This window comes from Providencia sp. TYF-12 (assembly GCF_041344805.1).
Taxonomy (GTDB): Bacteria; Pseudomonadota; Gammaproteobacteria; order Enterobacterales; family Enterobacteriaceae; genus Providencia; species Providencia huashanensis.
Genome location: NZ_CP166833.1, coordinates 2751848 through 2773121 on the forward strand (window position 1 = coordinate 2751848; position 21274 = coordinate 2773121).

At 39.1% G+C, this 21274-nt stretch carries 21 protein-coding genes; 9 read left to right on the plus strand and 12 right to left on the minus strand.

What is annotated here, in order from left to right; translation table 11 throughout:
• Positions 1-88: 88 nt before the first annotated feature.
• The 5 genes from ABE954_RS12475 to pspA form a co-directional block, all read right to left on the minus strand.
• The gene (locus ABE954_RS12475; RefSeq protein WP_042843999.1) at positions 89-1144 is read right to left on the minus strand and encodes a YcjF family protein; all 1056 of its coding nucleotides are present in this window, start codon (positions 1142-1144) and stop codon (positions 89-91) included.
• Positions 1141-2538: a YcjX family protein gene (locus tag ABE954_RS12480; RefSeq protein WP_371025472.1), complete on the minus strand. Its 1398-nt coding sequence runs from the start codon at positions 2536-2538 to the stop codon at positions 1141-1143. Before ABE954_RS12480 ends, ABE954_RS12475 begins: the two co-directional genes overlap by 4 nt.
• A 367-nt stretch (positions 2539-2905) precedes the next feature.
• Positions 2906-3262: an envelope stress response membrane protein PspC gene (gene pspC / locus ABE954_RS12485; protein ID WP_042844002.1), complete on the minus strand. Its 357-nt coding sequence runs from the start codon at positions 3260-3262 to the stop codon at positions 2906-2908.
• Positions 3262-3492, minus strand: a complete 231-nt coding sequence (gene pspB / locus ABE954_RS12490) for an envelope stress response membrane protein PspB (RefSeq protein WP_042844003.1) — start codon at positions 3490-3492, stop codon at positions 3262-3264. Before pspB ends, pspC begins: the two co-directional genes overlap by 1 nt.
• Before the next feature lie 80 nt (positions 3493-3572).
• Positions 3573-4238 carry a phage shock protein PspA gene (pspA, locus tag ABE954_RS12495; RefSeq protein WP_042844004.1) on the minus strand — a complete coding sequence of 222 codons (666 nt, stop codon included), beginning with the start codon at positions 4236-4238 and terminating at the stop codon, positions 3573-3575.
• A gap of 267 nt (positions 4239-4505) precedes the next feature.
• Between pspA and pspF the strand changes: the two genes are divergently transcribed.
• The 7 genes from pspF (at position 4506) to sapF (ending at position 12391) form a co-directional block, all read left to right on the plus strand.
• The gene (gene pspF, locus ABE954_RS12500) at positions 4506-5516 is read left to right on the plus strand and encodes a phage shock protein operon transcriptional activator (RefSeq protein ID WP_048607030.1); all 1011 of its coding nucleotides are present in this window, start codon (positions 4506-4508) and stop codon (positions 5514-5516) included.
• Between the two features lie 567 nt (positions 5517-6083).
• On the plus strand, positions 6084-6689 hold the full coding sequence (locus ABE954_RS12505) for a hypothetical protein (RefSeq protein WP_042844006.1): 606 nt from the start codon (positions 6084-6086) through the stop codon (positions 6687-6689).
• A gap of 376 nt (positions 6690-7065) precedes the next feature.
• On the plus strand, positions 7066-8751 hold the full coding sequence (gene sapA / locus ABE954_RS12510) for an ABC transporter substrate-binding protein SapA (RefSeq protein WP_048607026.1): 1686 nt from the start codon (positions 7066-7068) through the stop codon (positions 8749-8751).
• The gene (gene sapB / locus ABE954_RS12515; RefSeq protein WP_042844008.1) at positions 8748-9713 is read left to right on the plus strand and encodes a putrescine export ABC transporter permease SapB; all 966 of its coding nucleotides are present in this window, start codon (positions 8748-8750) and stop codon (positions 9711-9713) included. The genes sapA and sapB overlap by 4 nt, the downstream gene beginning before the upstream one ends.
• Positions 9700-10590 (plus strand): putrescine export ABC transporter permease SapC, encoded by an 891-nt coding sequence (sapC, locus tag ABE954_RS12520; RefSeq protein ID WP_042844010.1) that lies wholly within the window; start codon positions 9700-9702, stop codon positions 10588-10590. Before sapB ends, sapC begins: the two co-directional genes overlap by 14 nt.
• Entirely contained in the window at positions 10590-11585 is a 996-nt protein-coding gene (gene sapD / locus ABE954_RS12525; protein WP_042844011.1) for a putrescine export ABC transporter ATP-binding protein SapD, read from the plus strand. Before sapC ends, sapD begins: the two co-directional genes overlap by 1 nt.
• Positions 11585-12391 (plus strand): putrescine export ABC transporter ATP-binding protein SapF, encoded by an 807-nt coding sequence (sapF, locus tag ABE954_RS12530; RefSeq protein WP_247603799.1) that lies wholly within the window; start codon positions 11585-11587, stop codon positions 12389-12391. The genes sapD and sapF overlap by 1 nt, the downstream gene beginning before the upstream one ends.
• Before the next feature lie 21 nt (positions 12392-12412).
• Here the strand turns inward: sapF and ABE954_RS12535 are convergent, their stop codons facing one another.
• Positions 12413-13279 carry a DUF817 domain-containing protein gene (locus tag ABE954_RS12535; protein ID WP_048607024.1) on the minus strand — a complete coding sequence of 289 codons (867 nt, stop codon included), beginning with the start codon at positions 13277-13279 and terminating at the stop codon, positions 12413-12415.
• A gap of 291 nt (positions 13280-13570) precedes the next feature.
• Here ABE954_RS12535 and gstA point away from each other — a divergent pair, with 291 nt between their 5' ends.
• A complete protein-coding gene (gene gstA / locus ABE954_RS12540) occupies positions 13571-14176 on the plus strand; it encodes a glutathione transferase GstA (RefSeq protein ID WP_042844014.1) in 606 nt (201 codons plus the stop codon).
• A gap of 55 nt (positions 14177-14231) precedes the next feature.
• Here the strand turns inward: gstA and pdxY are convergent, their stop codons facing one another.
• The 4 genes from pdxY to anmK all read right to left on the minus strand — a co-directional run bounded on the left by pdxY (position 14232) and on the right by anmK (position 18558).
• Positions 14232-15095, minus strand: coding sequence for a pyridoxal kinase PdxY (gene pdxY / locus ABE954_RS12545; protein ID WP_187550414.1), 864 nt, complete (start codon positions 15093-15095; stop codon positions 14232-14234).
• A gap of 233 nt (positions 15096-15328) precedes the next feature.
• The gene (gene tyrS, locus ABE954_RS12550) at positions 15329-16603 is read right to left on the minus strand and encodes a tyrosine--tRNA ligase (protein ID WP_042844016.1); all 1275 of its coding nucleotides are present in this window, start codon (positions 16601-16603) and stop codon (positions 15329-15331) included.
• A gap of 160 nt (positions 16604-16763) precedes the next feature.
• The gene (pdxH, locus tag ABE954_RS12555) at positions 16764-17417 is read right to left on the minus strand and encodes a pyridoxamine 5'-phosphate oxidase (protein ID WP_042844017.1); all 654 of its coding nucleotides are present in this window, start codon (positions 17415-17417) and stop codon (positions 16764-16766) included.
• A 19-nt stretch (positions 17418-17436) separates the two neighbouring features.
• Positions 17437-18558 (minus strand): anhydro-N-acetylmuramic acid kinase, encoded by a 1122-nt coding sequence (gene anmK, locus ABE954_RS12560; RefSeq protein WP_042844019.1) that lies wholly within the window; start codon positions 18556-18558, stop codon positions 17437-17439.
• A 519-nt stretch (positions 18559-19077) separates the two neighbouring features.
• Between anmK and ABE954_RS12565 the strand changes: the two genes are divergently transcribed.
• Positions 19078-19545 carry a glycine zipper 2TM domain-containing protein gene (locus ABE954_RS12565; protein WP_042844020.1) on the plus strand — a complete coding sequence of 156 codons (468 nt, stop codon included), beginning with the start codon at positions 19078-19080 and terminating at the stop codon, positions 19543-19545.
• 483 nt (positions 19546-20028) lie between these two features.
• On the opposite strand, the gene slyA is transcribed toward ABE954_RS12565, so the two are convergent.
• Together slyA and ABE954_RS12575 are read right to left on the minus strand one after the other, a co-directional pair.
• Positions 20029-20463, minus strand: a complete 435-nt coding sequence (gene slyA / locus ABE954_RS12570) for a transcriptional regulator SlyA (RefSeq protein WP_042844021.1) — start codon at positions 20461-20463, stop codon at positions 20029-20031.
• Positions 20464-21001: 538 nt separating this feature from the next.
• Complete coding sequence (locus tag ABE954_RS12575; protein WP_042844023.1) at positions 21002-21241, minus strand: DUF1289 domain-containing protein; 240 nt, start codon at positions 21239-21241, stop codon at positions 21002-21004.
• Positions 21242-21274 lie beyond the last annotated feature (33 nt).

Genomic DNA, 21274 nt, shown 5'->3' on the forward strand with positions numbered 1-21274 from the left:
TGTTGGAATAGCAATAAAACTATTAATTGACAAATAATGCTGCAGGGTGAGTCAAAACTGTCAACTCCCCCTGCCAATTATTCTCTATTTATGATTTATTTTTCTTACTGGGAATAACATTCTTTAATTGACCAATAAGTTGATGACGAAAATCAGCTAACCTTGGTTTGTCTTCAATCCAAGGCAATGGCCGGCATAGCTCCATCGCTTTGATACCAAGGCGAGCGGTTAGCAAGCCTGCACCGATACCTTGTGCGGCACGTGTCGATAAACGCGCGGTGATATCCTGTGACAGCCAATCCATACCGACCTCACGGATCAATTCAGATGCTCCAGCGAATGCAATATTGATTAACACCATACGAAACAACCTAATACGGCTATAATAGCCCAATTCTATGCCATAAATTGCAGCGATTCGGTTGATTAAACGAATGTTACGCCATGCAATGAAAGCCATATCGACAATCGCTAATGGGCTAACCGCGATCATGATTGCCGACTCTGCCGAGCAACGACTAATTTCTTTGCGTGCTTGTTCATCCAAAATAGGTTGAACCATTCTGCTGTATAATTCTACGATTTCTCGGTCATTATGAGAATCATGGATAGTTGCCTGCCAACGTTGCAGTGCGGGGTGTTGTGCCGATAATGCCGATTGTTTGGCCAGTTTTTCACAAAAAGGCTTCCCTTGCCCCATGCCATGGCTGTGTAAAAGTTCTCGCGCAAAATCCCGTTCTTGCGCCCGCTCTCTTAAGCGGTACAAGCGCCGCCATTCTCCCGCAATTGACCCTACACCGGCAATAATAATCAAGCCCCCTGCTGCCGCAGTACCTAGGGCCGTCCAATCCTGAGTAACCCATGACTGGTGTATCCAAATACCTAATTGAGCGACCACACTGACAGCAAAAACCCCCACTGCGGTTCCGACTAACTTACGCCAAAAACTTCTTTTAGGTTTTAATGCTTCGTTAATTAGGCTTTCTACCTCACCTTCTTGGTTATCTTGTTCTAATTCCAAAGAGATAGGCGTAAATTTTTCAAGCTCTTGCTCATCAAAAAAATGTGCCTTTTTCAGCTTTTCTTCATTTTCTTTTTCAAGGCTATCAGCAAAATCAAGACGTTGTTTTAGAGGTTCATTCATTTTAGTTTATCTCCCAACAGAAATTCTAGCGCGCTATCCATACGGATATGGGGCAATGGTTGGTCAATAGGTGTAAATCGTGGCCTAAAGTTTTCAAACTGGAAACCTTGCCGTTGCCAGAATTGCTCATTTGGCAGCCGTTTTGGCACTTCCCCTGGATAAAAAGTCAACGGCAAACCATCACTTAAGCGCTCGCCTTTTAAAGCGGGTAGTTTCTCGCCTTTATAATCCACAAGACCGCTTTCTGTGGCCTGTATCGACGCTAACCCAACACAATCCATGCTTATCCCTTCAAATGCGGCGTGTTGCCAAGCTTCTTGAACCAATTGTTGTAAAAGCGCCACTAAATTTGCATGTTGATCAGGGGTAACATGATCGGACTTACTGGCAGCAAACAGTAATTTATCAATACAAGGAGAAAATAAGCGTCTTAATAATGTCCGTTTCCCATATTGAAAGCTGCGCATCAATTGGGTCAGCGCCATTCTCATATCATTAAATGCATCAGCCCCACTGTTTAACGGTTGCAAGCAATCAACTAAAACAATTTGCCGATCAAAGCGTTGAAAATGCTCCCGATAAAACCCTTTTACTACGTGCTCACAATAATATTGATAACGCTGTTGTAACGCGCCAATATTCGTATTCTTACCTGCTTGGGCGAGCTTTTTCTCCCCATATTTTGCAACATTTGACCAAGGGAAAAATTGCAACGCTGGAGCCCCAGCCAATTCCGCAGGTAATACAAAACGACCAGGCTGAATAAAATGTTGCCCTTGGGCCTTACATTCTAATAAATATTGTGTATACGCTTCTGAAATTTCAGCCAATAAATTCTCATCGACAGGCGCTAATGGGTCACATTTCTCACACAAAGTCAGCCATGATTGCGCTAAATGAGCTCGTTCCCCTTTGACTAAAGTATGCATTTGCTCTGACCAAGCCAAATAATGCAAATCCAGCATAGGAAGATCCAATAGCCATTCACCTGGGTAATCAACTATTTCCAAATATAGCGAAGAATTATCAACAAAATGGCGAAGGAAAGAATCTTCTGAACGATAATGTAATTTTAAGCGGATTTCACTCACGCCTCGAGTCGGCGTTGGCCATTGTGGAGGTTGACCATAGAGTGAAGCGATCCCTTCATCGTACGCAAAACGTGGTACCGATAAATCACGGTGAGGAACGCGTTTAACACCCAATAATCGTTTGTCCCTTGCAGCGGAAAATAATGGTAACCGGGCACCAGTATTAACATTCAATAATTGATTAACTAACGAGGTGATAAATGCCGTCTTACCACTACGGCTAAGCCCGGTTACTGCTAGCCTGACATGACGGTCAACACTCCGGTTCATCAAATCAGTTAATTCATTTTGCAGCCGTTTCATGCTCCTCCGAAGACTTATCCTTTAAATATAAATCAATTTCACCAACAACACTGGTGGTTAGATAGATAATACCCTTATTAATTTAGCATAAAACAACAAATTGAATTAGGTTAACCGCTTAATTAACGCATTTATTAGCCACTTACTGCTCAACAGCTTAATTATTTTCCCGATGACACCCGCAGGGCCATAAGTCATCAGTAACAATAAAATAAATTTAACTCCTCTCTTCAATATTAGTTGTTTAGCGAATTTTTTTAATCGAGGATTGGTTTGATTTGACATACTGCGCTCACTGACACGTTGAAAACAAAAGGGATTCGGCATCAATACCTAACCCCTTATCGTGTGATGACAATGCGAAATGTTATAGATCACGAAATTTACTATTAACAGTATAAGTATCTGAAGTTACATATCTTTCAATCTGGCGTAGCTTCATTTCACCTGATTTTAACTGTGTATCTATTTGGTTTATTAGGCTACTCACTTCAGGCCCAATATCTTGCTCTGAGCGATAACCACTTGGCGCGGTTTCAACAACAAAGCACATAACAATATACAAAATTAATGTAATTCCGAAACTGACAAATAAAGCCAGTACAGCCAATGCCCTAACCAAAGCAACCGGAAGTTCCAAGTATTCTGCAATACCCGAACATACACCACCGAACACTCGTCTATCCGTTAAACGGTACAGCTTACGGCCGCGAAATTGAGTCATTATTTTTGCCTCCAATTTGGGTGCTCTGCATCCAAAATGTCTTCAAGCGTTTTAATACGTTGCTGCATGTGTGATGCCTGTTCAGCCAATTGCATTAAACGCTGTATTTCATTTTCGGTTAGCTGACTCCCTTGCCCATTATTCTTTTTGCTGTAGTGTAACCACAGCCAAATAGGCAAAATAAAAATGAGAAAAATTATTAATCCGAGAGACAGAAAAACGTAGCCCATCACATTTCCTTATACATATGGTTTGCTTGTCTACAGCACTGATACGATGTTACCAACGCATCAGTGCATCAAAAATACTGTTATTGCTCTTTGTTTATTTTAGCTTTAAGTGCAGCTAATTGCGCACTAATTTCATCGTCTGCTTTCAATTCAGCAAACTGTTGGTCCAGTGATTTTTGTTTGCCAATACCATAACTTTGGGCTTCGCCTTCCATATGGTCGATACGACGTTCAAACTGTTCGAAACGCGCCATAGCTTCATCAAGCTTGCCGCTATCCAACTGACGGCGAACATTACGGCTTGATTGCGCAGCTTCCATACGAACTACCATGGACTGCTGCTTAGCACGTGTTTCCTGCAGTTTATTTTCCAATTCAGTAATTTCGCCTTTCAAACGGGCTAATGTTTCACCAACAATAATTAGCTCATGTTTTAATGTATCTACCATGTCACTAACTTTTTGTTTTTCAATCAATGCAGCACGCGCTAAATCTTCTTTATCTTTAACGAGTGCTAATTCTGCTTTTTCTTGCCAATCAGCAACTTGCTTTTCACCCATTTCAATACGGCGTTCTAGCCCTTTTTTTTCTGCTAGAGTACGTGCAGATGTTGAGCGAATTTCAACCAACATATCTTCCATTTCCTGAATCATCAGGCGGATCATTTTTTGCGGATCTTCAGCTTTGTCTAACAAAGAAGCGATGTTTGCATTAATGATATCGGCAAAACGTGAAAAAATACCCATTATTTATTTCCTCTTGATGGATTTTATCATTCTGTAGCGCCTCGACCTGATTTGGCTTCCAACCAATACCTGACGCTCCGTAAGTCATACAATTAATTCGTTATACCAAACTATTTGCGAAGAAAATATTGCAACTAGCGTGCCAACTTTAAAATTTATTTATATCCAAATGATTTTTAAGTAAATAATTATATGCTTTCCCTTTTATTTCATTTTAGCCTATAGTAAAAAATAGGCATTTTAAACCAACTATTGGTAAAAATAACCATGAAAGAGACTAATGACCCGATCCTTGGTATTTCAAGTAATTTTTTAGACGTACTAGAACAAACTTCCGAGCTCGCTCAACTGAGTAAACCTATACTGGTTATTGGTGAACGAGGTACAGGTAAAGAGCTTATCGCCGATAGGCTTCATTACTTATCCCCTCGATGGCAAGAAGCTTTTATCTCTCTCAATTGCAGTGGACTCAATGAGAATTTACTGGATTCTGAATTATTCGGACATGAGGCAGGGTCTTTTACAGGCGCACAAAAACGCCATCAAGGCCGCTTTGAACGCGCTGATAAAGGGTCACTTTTTCTGGACGAATTAGCCACAGCCCCAATGTCAGTACAAGAAAAATTATTACGAGTAATTGAATATGGTGAATTAGAACGAGTGGGAGGAAGCCAATCATTACATGTTGATGTTCGTTTAATTTGTGCTACTAATGCGAATTTGCCAGAACTGGCGAAACAAGGTAGATTTCGAGCAGACCTCTTAGACAGACTTGCTTTTGATGTAATCCGCATACCACCTTTGCGTGAACGCCAACCAGATATTTTACTACTAGCAGAGCATTTCGCCATTTTAATGTGTGGAGAACTAAAACGTTCACATTTTACTGGTTTTACTCATGATGCCCAACAAACACTACAACAATACCCTTGGCCTGGTAATGTACGTGAATTGAAAAATGTCATAGAGCGCTCCGTATACCGTCATGGTGACCGTGCAGAGCCTGTCAACAATATTATTTTTAACCCCTTTGGAGAGCGACTCACAGAATTACATGAGTCATTACCTGCTCAACAATCTGTGTCTCCTTCTTCCTCAACATTGCCCTCGTTACCTTGTGACTTGCGCCAATGGCAACAAACATCTGAGAAAAGGTTGTTAGAGCAAGCACTTGAAATAAGCCATTTTAACCAACGTAAAGCTGCAAAATTACTTTCATTAAGTTATGACCAACTACGTGGTTTGATTAAAAAACATCAGATTAAATTAGAGCCCTAATAATAAATAGTGTTCAAGTGACATTATGGTTATTTGAACACGGCTTTAAATTTAGACATTATTATCTTCCTTATTAACTGTATTTTTATTGCCAAATATTTCAAAAAATTGGCCTCAACCTTTATTACCTAATACGCGATAACACCTAATAATATTTAAATTTTAAATACATATATATTATTTTTTCTAAATAAAAGCAAAAAACCAAACCCCGAGTTTAAATTCACGCATATCAATTAGATAAGGTTCAATTTTTATCAACTTGCCTTAAATTAATTAATCTGCAATTATTTTCAATGAGATAAAAAATTAAGGTTATCTTAACTAAGTATTTTATACAATTTTATTGGGTAAATCTTCTCGCACAATAAGTTAATTATTAACATAATGATTATGCCAATGTTATACCCTGCATTCTTATCATTATAATTTTTTACTATTCTCAGAACACTCTTTAATAAATTAAATTATTTCTTTATTTTACAAATTGTCATATTTATCTACTGTGCGAAATGTATTTATGTGATATCTCTAGACCATAACTTTATTTACTAAAAGGAGACTATTATGAAAAATATAAACATTTTAGCTGTAACATTTTTTATTCTAGCTTTATCTCCTATCACCAATGCTGAGTCATTAATGAGAACTTTTTCTTATTGTGACTCATCCTTTTTTGAGAAAATTAAAGAAAGCCCTGCCTTACAAGATGTCTCTGACATTTTAAATAAATCACAGCTTAGTGATGGTAAGCAAATTTCTGTCAATATCAATTTTTCCCCGACAAATAAAGTCACTTTTAACCGTTTTATTGCTAGTCATAGTGATTTTGACAAATATGATGACTTTTCTTATATGGGAATGCGTGGACAGTATTATTTTTGGGGATTCGAAACAACACAAAGCCTTGAAGAAGTGATCCGCCATACTACATCAAGGATTAGCATTATCAAGATTGGTAATAGTTATATATATTCCCCCATGATTAGGCATAATTTACAAGATCACTGGGTATTTAACGAAAATGCAGCTCAACGTTACAACCTTGACAAGAATGCCGCTGAAAAAATGCTGATTATTGAAAAGGATGAGCAAAGAGGTGTCGTTCGCTTTTTGTGTACCCTTCAAGGCAAAGTGACAAAAGATGATTTAAAATATGTTGGTTTAGAATAAATTCGCTTTTTATTACTGCCGTCTGTGCCAATTGACTGCTTATGTTTGGATAAAAAAAAGCCAGCACCCATGCTGGCTATCAAATAAAACACTGGAAGCAATGTGAGCAATGTCATGCCTTGTCTACATAAGCGTTTGCTTAATCGACAAAACGAATGATAATCGTTATCAATATCGTTTGTAAAGCTTTTTAATGAGATTTTTTCTCATTAAGACATAGTTCAATGATAAACCTAATAATTTAAAGTTAGATTATTAGGTTTACTCCATTAATTACGCCTATTCATTCCTATTTTTTTGATTAAAATTTTGCTTATACCCAGAGCCCCTATTTTTACGCTACAATAGGCTCATTCAGGTTAACGATATCAGTGTTATGCGCCAACTAACTTTTTGGTTTTTACTTATCATTTCTTTATCTGCCCGTGCACTTGCTAACCAAGGGCATTACCCAGACATCGTGGCAAACGAGGTCCCAGCTGATATACGCCAAAAAGGTTTTATTTATTGTGTAAATGGCATCGTCACAACATTTAACCCTCAGTTGGTCAGCAGTGGGCTCATTGTCGACCCTCTTGGCGCACAAATTTATGACCGCCTATTAGATGTCGACCCTTTTACCTATCGTTTAATTCCCGAACTTGCATCACGTTGGGAGGTTCTTGATAACGGCGCAACTTACCGTTTACACCTACGTAAAGACGTAAAATTCCAAAATACGCCTTGGTTTTCACCGACCCGCAACATGAATGCAAATGACGTTGTGTTTAGCTTCGCCCGTATGTTTGAGGTAAATCATCCTTACCATTATATTAATGGTGGCCGTTACCCTTATTTTGATAGTTTGCAATTTGCGAGTAGCGTACAAAGTATACAAAAAATTAATAACTATACGGTTGAGTTCCGTTTGAACTCACCGGATGCCTCCTTCTTATGGCACTTAGCGACTCACTATGCCCCTATCCTGTCGGCTGAATATGCAGACTACCTTTCGAGTATTAACCGCCAAGAGTTGATTGACTGGCGTCCTGTTGGCACAGGGCCATTTAATTTAGATGACTACCAAGCTGGGCAATTTGTTCGTTTACTTAGAAATGACCAATATTGGAAAGGTCAACCTCGTATGGAAGAAGTCGTCGTCGATATGGGTGCCGGTGGAACTGGGCGTATTTCAAAATTACTCACAGGGGAATGCGACGTTTTAGCTTACCCCGCGGCAAGCCAACTAAAAGTGTTACGTGATGACCCACGCTTACGGATTTCCATGCGCTCGGGTATGAATATCGCTTATTTATCATTTAATACCAGTAAACCGCCATTAGATAAGCTAAAAGTACGCCAAGCTATTGCTTATGCGATCAATAATGAAAGGCTAATGCAGTCTATTTATTATGGTACCGCTGAAACAGCGGCATCAATCCTACCTAGGGCTTCGTGGGCATATGATAACCAAGCCAAAATAACAGATTACAATCCAGAACTCTCAAAGCAAATGCTACAAGAAATGGGGTTAGAAAACCTCAAGTTAGACTTATGGGTGCCAATTGCTTCACAATCATACAACCCCAGCCCATTGAAAATGGCTGAGCTTATCCAAGCTGATTTAGCACAAGTCGGAGTTATTATGAATATCCGTTCTGTTGAAGGCCGCTTTCAAGAAAACCAATTAATGGATAGGTCTCATGATATGACACTCGCAGGATGGACAACAGACAGTAATGACCCTGACAGTTTCTTTCGTCCTTTGCTTAGCTGTGCAGCAATAGGTTCACAGACCAACTTGAGCCACTGGTGCAACCCTTCATTTGATGAGATTTTGCATAAAGCATTGCTGACACAACAACTCGCTGCTCGTATCGATTATTACCATCAAGCGCAGCAAATTTTAGGGGAAGAACTTCCCGTTTTACCCCTAGCCTATTCTTTACGTTTACAAGCATATCGTTATGATATTAAGGGCTTAATGATCAGTGCCTTTGGTAACACATCCTTTGCTGGGGTGTATCGTGAAATGGAGCAAAAAATTAAAGTTGCACCTAAAAAGCCGAGTTCGCAACCATGATAATTTATTCTCTGCGTCGTTTTTTATTGCTACTAGTTACCGTATTCTTTTTATCATTAGTGAGCTTTAGCTTAAGTTATTTTACACCTAACGCGCCGTTAAGTGGTGCGTCACTCATTGATGCTTATATTTTCTATTTCGATGGTTTACTTCATTTTGATTTTGGTGTTTCTAGTATCAATGGTGAGCCCATAACCGAACAGCTAAAAGATACCTTCCCTGCAACAATGGAGCTGTGTATTTTAGCCTTTATCTTTGCATTAACCACAGGGATCCCGCTTGGAATTATAGCGGCTTTTTGGCGTAACAAACCTGCCGATATTGTTATCAGTATTTTTGCTTTATTGGGCTTTTCTGTGCCTGTCTTTGTACTAGCGCTTGTTTTAACTTTATTCTTCTCATTACATCTTGGGTGGCTCCCCGTCTCTGGTCGTATTGACCTTTTATATAATCTTAAACCGGTGACAGGGTTTGCTTTAATTGATGCATGGCTTTCAGATTCGCCCTATCGTAAGGATATGATAATTAACGTACTTGAGCATATGATGCTGCCAGTGCTAACCCTAGCACTCGCTCCCACGACAGAAGTTATACGTTTGGTGAGGAACAGTACCGAAGAAATTGCTAGTGAAAACTATATAAAAGCCGCAGCTATCCGCGGCCTCTCAAGGATTAAAATTATTCAGCGCCATATTTTTCACAATGCTATTCCACCTATCATCCCTAAACTTGGGTTACAGTTCTCAACAATGCTAACTCTCACAATGGTAACCGAGCTAGTCTTTAACTGGCCGGGGCTTGGCCGTTGGTTAGTCACTGCGATCCGTCAAGAAGACTATTCGGCGATTTCAGCCGGGGTAATGCTAATCGGTGCATTAGTCATTACAGTAAATGTACTTTCTGATATTTTAGGCGCTATGATGGACCCATTAAAGCATAAGGATTGGTATGTCCTCAGATAATTTTTATCGTGAACAAAAAATGCCATCCCCAACACGTGTGGTATGGAATTTATTTTCATCAGATGTTATTTCAATGGTGGGGTTTATTGGCGTCCTAATTTTGTTGGCTCTATGCTTTACAGGTTCTTATCTTGCTCCTTACGCATTAGATCAACAGTTTTTAGGTTATCAATTAACACCACCCTCTTGGTCGCACTACGGTGAGGTCGCATTCTTCTTCGGGACTGACGATCTTGGTCGCGATATTCTTAGCCGGCTATTAATCGGTACTAAATCAACTTTTGGCTCTGCTATTTTAGTGACCTTCATTGCGACAATTATCGGGTTGGTTTTAGGTTGTTTAGCCGGAATGACTCGTGGGTTAAAATCCGCAGTGTTTAACCATATACTTGATACCCTATTGTCTATTCCCTCATTATTATTAGCCATTATTGTTGTGGCATTTATGGGGGCTAGTTTGCAAAATGCTATGCTAGCTATTTGTCTTGCATTGATTCCTCGAATGGTGAGAACTATTTATGTTGCAGTGCATGATGAATTAGATAAAGAATATATTGTCGCCGCACGCCTTGATGGGGCGTCAAATATTTTTATTTTATGGTATACCGTACTTCCTAACATCACACCAATTTTGGTTACTGAGCTGACTCGCGCGCTATCAATTGCCATATTAGACATTGCCGCTTTAGGCTTTCTTGATTTAGGTGCACAACTCCCTTCCTCTGAATGGGGGGCAATGCTTGGTGATACTTTAGAACTTATCTATGTCGCACCTTGGACCGTGATCCTTCCTGGTATTGCTATCATGATAAGCGTGCTCTTTGTTAACCTTTTAGGCGATGGGTTACACCGAGCGATTAATGCGGGAGTTGAATAATGCCACTATTAGACATCCGCAATTTAACCATCGAATTTATGACGGCGAATGGCCCTGTTAAAGCGGTTGACCGTGTATCCATGACTCTATCTGAAGGTGAAATACGCGGTTTAGTCGGCGAATCAGGTTCAGGTAAGAGCCTAATCGCCAAAGCAATTTGTGGGGTAACTAAAGATAATATTAGGGTAACAGCCGACCGCTTTCGTTTTCAAGATATCGACTTATTAAAACTCAGTCCTCGTAAACGCCGCCGGTTAATTGGCCATAATATTTCAATGATATTTCAAGAGCCCCAGTCTTGTCTCGACCCTGCGGCAGATATTGGTAAACAGCTAATTCAATCTATTCCCAGTTGGACCTATAAGGGCCGTTGGTGGCAACGCTTTAATTGGCGAAAACGCCGAGCGATAGAGTTATTACACCGGGTTGGTATTAAAGACCATAAAGATATTATGCGTAGCTATCCCTATGAACTCACTGACGGTGAATGCCAAAAAGTGATGATAGCTATCGCCATTGCTAACCAACCCCGTTTATTGATTGCGGATGAGCCGACCAACGCAATGGAGTCCACCACGCAAGCTCAAATATTTCGTTTACTTGATAAGTTAAATCAAAACAATAACATGGGTATTCTACTGATTAGCCATGATTTGGAAATGATGTCAAAATTAGTTGACCGTATTAATGTACTTTATTGTGGTCAAACCGTTGAAAGTGCGACTCCTGAAGATATGTTACAGCGCCCACGGCACCCATATACACAAGCCCTAATTCGTTCAATTCCTGATTTTGAAAGCCCAATTCCTCACAAAGGGCGGTTGAATACCTTACCCGGTGCAATTCCTTCACTGGAACATTTGCCTATTGGTTGCCGCCTTGGTCCACGTTGCCCTTATGCGCAGCGTACTTGTATCATTGCGCCTCAATTACGCAGTATTAAAGGCCATCTCGTTGCTTGTCACTATCCGTTAAACACCGAGGAACAGCCATAATGGAAACCTTACTTGAAGTACGTAACCTCACTAAGACTTTCCGTTTCCGTGAAGGGCTATTTCATCGCCATGAGTTACAAGCCGTAAAACCTGTCAGTTTTAACTTACAAGCGGGCCAAACCTTAGCCATTATTGGCGCCAACGGTTCAGGGAAGTCGACACTTGCACGTATGTTATCAGGTGTTATCGAGCCCACTAGTGGCGATATTTTTATCCGTGGGCAGCACCTCAAATTTGGTGATTACAGTTACCGTTGTCAACGGGTTCGCATGATATTCCAAGACCCCAGCACCTCATTAAACCCAAGGCAGCGTATTGGCCAGACCCTTGAGCTTCCTTTAAAGCTAAACACTGATTTAACAGGAATTGAGCGTGAAAGGCGTATAATTCAAACACTTCGCCAAGTAGGTTTACTTGCTGACCATGCAGAATATTACCCTCATATGTTAGCATCAGGGCAGAAACAACGCATCGCATTGGCTAGAGCACTTATCCTACAGCCGGAAATTATTGTTGCGGATGAAGCATTGGCTTCTTTAGATATGTCGATGCGTTCGCAAATCATTAATCTAATGTTGGATTTACAAGCAAAGCAAGATATTGCTTTTATTTATGTCACCCAACATTTAGGCATGATGAAACATATTAGCGATAAAATGCTAGTGATGGATAAAGGAGAAGTTGTCGAGCGAGGCAATACTGCTGAAGTTTTAGCCGCCCCTCTGCATGATGTCACTCGCCGCCTAATTGAAAGCCATTTTGGTGAGCCTTTATCTATCGATGCATGGCGGCAAGATTTATCATAATTAATGCCGCTATTTGTGCTATTAGCGTGAGATTGTCACATTTGCCTTAATATGTTTGAGATGTACAACAATTGTGAAGGTAACAATCACTAACAGTGACCATGCTCCCCATTTGCCCGCATGCACCATTGACCAAGCACCAATTTGGTTTGGGTATTGCCAAACACCAAAAAATGTCCCAAAGTTTTCAGCTAACCAAATAAAAAAACCAATCAACATAAAAGCTAGTAATAAAGGCATTCTGCGTTCTTTATCTAATGGGGTATAAAAAACGACACTACGTGCATACAAGCCAAAAATAAAAGCTGTCAAATACCAACGGTAATCATCAATATAATGGTGGCTAAAAAAATTCACATAAATGGCAAGAGCAACAAGTGTCGCCATCCAATAAGGTGGGTAATGTTCAATTCTAACGTTAAAAAATCGCCAAGACTGAATGATATAGCTCCCTACCGCCGCATACATAAAACCAGTAAACAAAGGAACGCCCCAAAGCTTGGAATAAGCCTCATCGGGGTATTGCCATGAACCAATAGTTGCAGAGGTTTTAAATAACTCCATCATAAAACCGACTAAATGAAAAACACAGATTGCTTTTAATTCATCCCATGTTTCTAGTTTTGACCATACCAATAAAGCTTGAAATGTGACGGCAAAAATTAATAGGGCATCATAGCGAGGAAGCCCCATTACCCCTTTCGCTGGCACTAAAAATAAGGCCAAAAAGAAAAAACCAGCAAATAAACAAGAACGTGCATTGATGATACCAAAGAACCAGAACTCTAAAATAAAACGTTTAATCCCTTGGCTATTATTTGGCGTGTGCGCCATCAAAATTTTATCTAGCTTCCCTAAGATATTTAATTTTTGACACCCGTTGGTCATTTATTTACTCGCTAATTTCAATTGTGCGACTGTATTTTTATATACAAAGTAAGCTGTAGATTTTAGCAAAGCATAGCGAATACACCTAAGGCAACTATCTTAATTTTATGGCTTTTTTCTTTTACCTTAACATTCTCATTTTTACTCTTGGGCCCTATTTTTGTTTAAATTTTAATTTTTGTATGTATCTCGCACCTGATGGCAATTCGTTAACAGAAAGTAATGATATACTTAAGTGATATGTGTTTATTTGCTATATGAATGCCCACTTAATAACTTAGGAGTTTTATCATGAAATTGTATTACGCTCCCGGTGCTTGCTCGCTGTCCCCTCATATTATTCTGCGTGAGACTGGATTAGACTTCAGTATTGAACGAGTTAATATCAAAGAGAAAAAAACAGAGAAAGGCGAGGATTATTTAGCAATAAACCCTAAAGGACAAGTTCCAACTTTAGTGCTAGATAATGGTGAGCAGTTAACAGAAGGTGCTGTTATTGTTCAATATATTGCTGATCAAAAACCTGATCGTAACCTAATCGCACTACCAGGGTCGATGAAACGTTATCACCAACTCGAAGCCCTTAATTTTATTTCGACAGAATTACATAAAAATTTCTCGCCGTTATTTACCCCCGGTACACCAGAAGAATATAAAGACACCGCTCGTGGCATATTATTTAATAAGTTTAAATATGTCGACAACGTACTATCAAAACAGGCTTTCTTTGCTGGTGATAGCTTTAGTGTTGCCGATGCTTATTTATTTACCGTTAGTGGTTGGGCAAAACATGTCGGGCTGGATTTAGCTAGCCTAACCCACCTACAAGATTACATGGCTAAAATTGCCAAACGCCCTAATGTCCAAGATGCATTAAAAGCTGAAGGACTGATTTAATCCGTAAGATAGCGCTCAACCAACGGGCGCTATCTATTTTATTAACTCATTAAATTTAATCTAACTGCGTCGCACAGAATTTATGTTCAGGATTGACCATTTTGTCTTGGGCTGCAACCAGTTGTAATTCGTATTCACCCATTTCTTTGGTTTTAATCATCACTTCGTATACTGCGGCTGCAACATGCTCAAGCCCTTTATCAAGAGGCTCCCCTTTCAATAAATTGACTAACATTAAACCACTCGTTAAGTCACCGACGCCTACTGGTTGTTTTTCACCAAAATCTACAAGTGGACGACTCACATGCCAGCTATGCTCTGCCGTCACTAAGATCATTTCAAAACGATCAGCCCGATAGCCTGCTCGGCTTAAATGCTTCACCAGCACAATTTTCGGCCCTTTGTGACATAATTCACGAGCGGCTTGTGCTGCTTTATCTACTGTTTTAATACTTCTACCAACTAAAGTTTCTAACTCAAGTAGATTTGGGGCGATGACATCGCTTACTGCTAATGCACGGTGACAAAGAAACTCCGCAACACCTGGTGCAACGATACAGCCTTTTTCAGGATGCCCCATGACAGGGTCACAAAAATAAAGTGCTTGTGGATTTGCCGCTTTAACTTTTTGTACAATCGCAAGGATATCATCCCCTTGCTCTGCGGAACCGATATAACCACTTAAAACCGCATCACAAACTTCTAATTTATGGATTTTTGCTAAGCCTTCAACGATATCGGTTAAGTGCTGAGCTGAAAAAACATTCCCTGTCCACTGTGGATATTGCGTGTGATTCGAAAATTGTACGGTATTAAGTGGCCACACATCTACGCCCATTCGGCACATAGGAAATGCAGCGGCACTGTTTCCTGCATGGCCGAAAACAACATGGGATTGAATTGATAATACGCTTTTCATTAAGAACCCAAAGAATTGTTATGTCGAATGAAGAGAAATCAGTGATTCGCCATTGCTAATATGAATATACTCCAAATAATTCGAGTTGCATGGAGGCGACAAGAGAAGAGAGTCCTATGAGTATACTTGACTCTATACTCGGCTAACTGGACACAATCAACACCTATGCAAATTGAAATATGACGAGTATAGCCTGGGGAACCCCAGGCTAATATTACAAAGGTTAGTCAGAGCTATTTCCAATTAATTAAACAGTCGTTTTTCTTACCACGACGGATTAAAGTATAACGACCAAATAAACGGTCTGCATCACTAAATACATACATAGGGTCTGTTTGTTTTTGACCGTTAATGGATACTGCATTAGAACTGATTGCAGTTCTTGCTTGTCCACGAGATGGCGTTAATTCTGAATCAACTAGAGCTTGTTGTAAGTCAGCTCCCGCATCTAGTGTAATACAAGGCATGCCGTCTTGTGCTAATTGCTCAAAATCAGCTTCTGTTAAATCAGATACCGCACCTGAGAACAAACTATCAGTAATACGTTTTGCTGCGGCTAACCCGCTTTCACCATGCACCAGTTTAGTCACTAACTCAGCTAAAACATATTGAGCACGAGGTGCTTTACCGCTATTTTTATCTTCTTCTTCCAATGCTTGAATTTCTTCTAATTCCATAAAAGTGAAGAATTTTAAGAAACGATAAACGTCAGCATCAGCGGTGTTAATCCAGAATTGATAGAATTTATATTGGCTAGTTTTCTTAGAATCTAACCATACTGCACCACCCTCGGTTTTACCAAACTTAGTACCGTCCGCTTTTGTAATTAGAGGAACTGTCATACCAAACACTTGATTTTGATGTAAGCGACGAGTTAAGTCGATACCGGAGGTAATGTTACCCCATTGGTCTGAACCCCCAATTTGCAGTTCAACACCCATCTCTTTATTCATATTGGCAAAGTCATAACCCTGTAGCAGGTTATAAGCAAACTCGGTGAACGAGATCCCTACATCATCACGGTTTAAACGTTGCTTAACAGATTCACGGTTGATCATTTGGTTAACAGAGAAATGTTTACCAATATCACGTAAGAATGTCAGCACATCCATTTTACCAAACCAATCATAATTGTTAGCAAGGCGTGCGCTGTTATCACCACAATCAAAACTTAAAAATGGTGATACTTGGTTGCGTATTTTTTCTACCCACTCTTGAACGGTTTCTGTGGTGTTTAATTTACGTTCAGTAGCTTTAAAGCTCGGATCGCCAATTAGGCCCGTTGCGCCACCCACCAACGCCACAGGCTTGTGCCCGGCTAGTTGGAATCGTTTTAAACACAGCAAAGGAACCAGATGTCCCAAGTGCAAGCTGTCAGCGGTAGGGTCGAAGCCGCAATAGAGGGAGATAGGCCCTTGCGCCAGTCTCTCTGCTAACGCATCCTCATCCGTTACCTGGGCAACGAGGCCCCGCTCTTGCAATTGTTTAATCAGGTTATTGCTAGACATCAATGACTCCATCGGTTGAATTTTGTCTATCTATTTAGGGTTAAAAAACCAACGATTTTGAGACTCATATCAAAAGCTCGTCAGTTTAATTTGTCAATTTTATTAAATGAGTCTATAGCATAAAGCGCATATCAATTAAGTGCCAGTTAAAAAACTATAATTAAGGGGCTAATCTGTCAATTTTCCAGCCATCCCCTTCGCGTTGATATAAAAAGCGGTCATGAAGGCGGTGAGCGCCCCCTTGCCAAAACTCAACGCTATTAAAAACCACTCGGAACCCACCCCAAAAACTGGGTAATGGAACCTCGCCATTTTTGAATTTTTGTTTTAGCTCTAAAAACTTGCCTTCTAAAATCCCTCGAGCAGAGATTTTAGATGATTGCGCAGAGGCCCACGCAGCAATTTGGCTGTCTTTAGGCCTACTATGAAAATACTTAACAACTTCAATTGGATTTAATCGCTCAGCGACACCCGTAAAATTGACTTGGCGCTCTAGCGGGTACCATGGAAAGTGCAAACTTATTTTGTTATTTTTTTCTAAATGTTGCGCCTTTCTACTACCTAAATTGGTATAAAAAATTAAACCGTTATCATCAAAATGCTTTAACAATACAATACGTTGATAAGGCTGCCCTGTTTCATCAACTGTAGCAACCGACATTGCTGTTGGGTCACTTAAACGAGCCTCGCACGCTTGCTTCATCCACAATTCAAACAGTGTTAATGGGTTTGGTGTTAAATCATTACGTCTTAAACCACCTTTTGTGTATTCACGACGTACCGATGCGAGGTCTATTTCATCTAGCTCGTTCATTTTTATATCCTTAATACGGTTATTTTTTAGCGATATTTTTAGGGTATATCGCACCGAGAACAGTTTCTTCACTTGCCCCTGTTACAGAAGCAAGATTTCCTGATAAACCGGCTACAGTTCGAGCCGCTAACCACGCAAAAGCTAACGCTTCCATATCGTCACCACTTAACCCAAATTTATCACTGGGAGCGACCTCAATCCCCGGTAACAAAGCCGCTAAACGCTGCATTAGAAAGTGATTCTTTGCGCCACCACCACAAACAATTAAGCGCTCACAGCCGCCACATAATAAAACTTGGTCAGTAATCGATGTTGCCGTCAGCTCACAAAGCGTTGCTTGAACATCCTCAGCAGAAATTAATGGAAACTTATCTAAGTGTTTCTCTAACCATTGCATATTAAAATATTCACGCCCTGTGCTTTTAGGGGATGAGCGTCTAAAATATGGGTCGCTTAGCATGGATTTTAATAATGTGTTATCGACCTTGCCACTACTCGCCCATTGACCGTCTTTATCATATGCTTTCTGTTTATTACGCCAAGTCCATGTATCCATTAACATATTCCCAGGACCTGTATCGTAGCCTTTAACATAAGCACCAGGTAATAAAGCTGTCACATTCGCAATTCCACCAATATTTAATACAATGCGTTTCTCAGTAGGATGCCCTAATACAGCAAGGTGAAATGCAGGCACCAATGGTGCACCTTGCCCGCCATATGCCATGTCCCTACGACGAAAATCCCCAACAGTGGTAATCCCCGTTAAAGCGGCAACTCTGTTGTTATCACCTAATTGCATGGTAAAAGGCTGTTCGCCATCAGGTTCATGCCAAACAGTTTGACCATGGCAGCCAATAGCGATGATATCTTCAGACGTCAAACTGGTTTGTACCAACAGCTGATTAATAGCATCTGCATACAATGACCCTAACTGCCGATCAATTTTGCCAACCTCTGACAATGTTGTTGTTTGCCCTTGGCAAATATTTAAAATTTTTTTCTTTAATTCAATTGGGAATGTGACACTCAAACTAGATTGTTCAGCAACAAACTTATCACTGATTGCTGCAAGCACCACATCAACACCGTCTAAACTCGTTCCCGACATGACACCTATGTAACGACCGGACTTAATCATTATGCTTGTTCCTTCAGTGTGCACATTAACTTGACTAAATATCACTATAAAAGATTGTGCTTTGATGAAGATTTTTGTCAACAATTCGATGCAATTTCTCGGGCAGCTTCGCAGGAATAATAAATAATCACCTTTAAGTTAAAAATAACTAGACAAACTAAATAAAAAAGACACTTTTTAATATCACGATTTCTCTTTTTGTTTACAATGGTTCATAATAAAATTATAAACCAAGCACTAGTTACAGGGTCTTGACTAAGATGATAAGGCGTCCTATTTAGCTATAGATGCGAAATCATACTCATAACTTGACATCCCTTTAACAAACAGTGCCTTTGTCAGTGAAATAATCCTGAATTTGAGATATTTTACCTAGTGTTTACACTCTATTTAAACCAAAATAAGTAATCTAACCTTCGCTTTTTAATACCATTATTTTGATAATTGTTGTGTTTATGGTGAAAACAAATATACGATGCTATGTTAGTGCCACAGACAGCAAATCTCATAGGAGTTATTATGCTTAAGAAAGTTTTTGTAGGTGTTGTTGCAGTTGCAGCGTTATCAGGCTGTGTCAATACCAGTACGCTTTCTGGTGATACTATTTCAGCCAAGGATGCGAAACAGGTACAGACTGTAACCTATGGTACCGTTTTGAATGCCCGCCCTGTGACAATTCAAGCTGGTGAAGATGGTAACGTTATTGGCGCAATTGGTGGTGCTGTGCTCGGTGGTTTATTAGGTAACACTATTGGTGGTGGTACTGGTAATACACTAGCAACTGCAGCAGGCGCAATAGCAGGTGGCTTAGCAGGTCAGCAAGCACAAGGCGCATTGAATAAAAGCCAAGGGGTTCAGTTAGAAATTCGCTTAGATAGCGGCAAAAATATCGTGGTTGTTCAAAAACAAGACCCAAGCACTTTCCGTAACGGTCAACGCGTTATGATTGCAAATAGCGGCAATACAGTCACTGTATCTCCTCGCTAACTTTACTATTCTAAATTAAAATATGTTCACCGGCTCATGGTCGGTGAACATACTTAGTGTTAATTAACTAATATTTAGTTATTAATAACCTCTATTAATTAATTATTTTCCTATATTTTTATCTTTAATATCATGTGTAGTATTCTAGTTAGTCATCCCTCTAGTTATACATATAGATATTTCATTATTCAATGTGAAATAGTTATTTAAGTTATCATTTTTTAGTGAAGGTTTTATTGCTGAGTATTCTACAAGCCGTGTATCATCACTAACTAATGATTGCAGAATAATGTTAAAGAAATTATTTTAACTCAAACCATACACTACAAAAATAACTGCAATACAATATATATTTCACAGAAATAATTTGCCATCTATAAAGATCATTTTATTTAAAATCAATTTGAATAATTATTGTCTTTATAATAATCACCATAATAATAGTTGGTGTTATATTTATTCACATGCTAAATTATACCAAATTCAAGAGTCATTCTGTAACTGTATAATGTTTCTTTCAAGTTTAAGAAGTAACTGAGACAGTTGCTCAAGCTCTTCTTCACTAATATTATTCAATATTTCTAGCCGTGTATTATTAATTACTTGGTCTACTGTCTTAATAAATGGTTCAGACTCTTCTGTCAATTTTATTCTTTTAGCCCTCCTATCATTTGCACATATATGCCTAGAAATGAGTTTTTTTTCCTCTAATTGGTCAAGGGTTCTCACTAGTGATGGTTGTTCTATTCCTATTGCCTTTGCCAGTTGTATTTGCGATTGTTCCGGTGGTAACTGGCTAATATTATGTAATGTAACCCAATGTGTTTGCGTAAGTTTAAGGGGTTTTAAACGATGATCGATTAATGCTCTCCACATACGGACTACACGTGATAATTCTGTTCCAATTTGTGATTCCAATTTACCCTCCTTTATATAATTATAATGTCTAAAAAATATACCAGACTCATATTATTTTTTAAATTATATATTAATTTCCTTTTATATTTACAACTTTTTATTGATGCATAGGACAACAAATACCTATTTATAGTGATGACAAACTCTTCATGAGACGATGTACCTCTAACTAATACCTTGCGACTCATGCCTTTTCAAATTAGTAGGCTTAATAAAGCAACCTATCAATTATCTTATTAATAAGAATAGCCTTACTCTCCTTTCGGATCTATCTATTTTAACCCTTATAGTAATTACAACTAACAATAAAAAAAGCAATACCAAATAAATGGTTTAAAAACAAAAGTATATAGTTAATCTTAAAAATATGTTATTTATGGTTGTTTTTATAGAATCTATAGCTATTTTGAATAAATAAAATTTTATTGAAAGATAAACAACGAAATTAATTAAAATAAAATAATTAAAAAAGAACTAGTTACTTTAATTAACAAAACAATTGATTGAATTATAAAAATAGATTCATTTGTATAACACTTTAAAAAAGCTGTTGTTGGGGATCGGGTAAATCTTTTGCAGTCGCCTGTTTACTCAGTGACCTTAAGTACCGTTGACGGCATAATCGAATAATATTTCGTTTTTCAGGATCAGAAAATTTTAACCAGTTAAAACGCTCATCTCGTGTACGATAACAACCTCGGCAGTAACCTTGTTCATTTACTTGGCAAATACCACGGCAAGGGCTTGGAATATCAAAGAACTCGAGTTGCTCAGCCATATAGGTATCCCCTTAAAAGAAAAAACACAATAA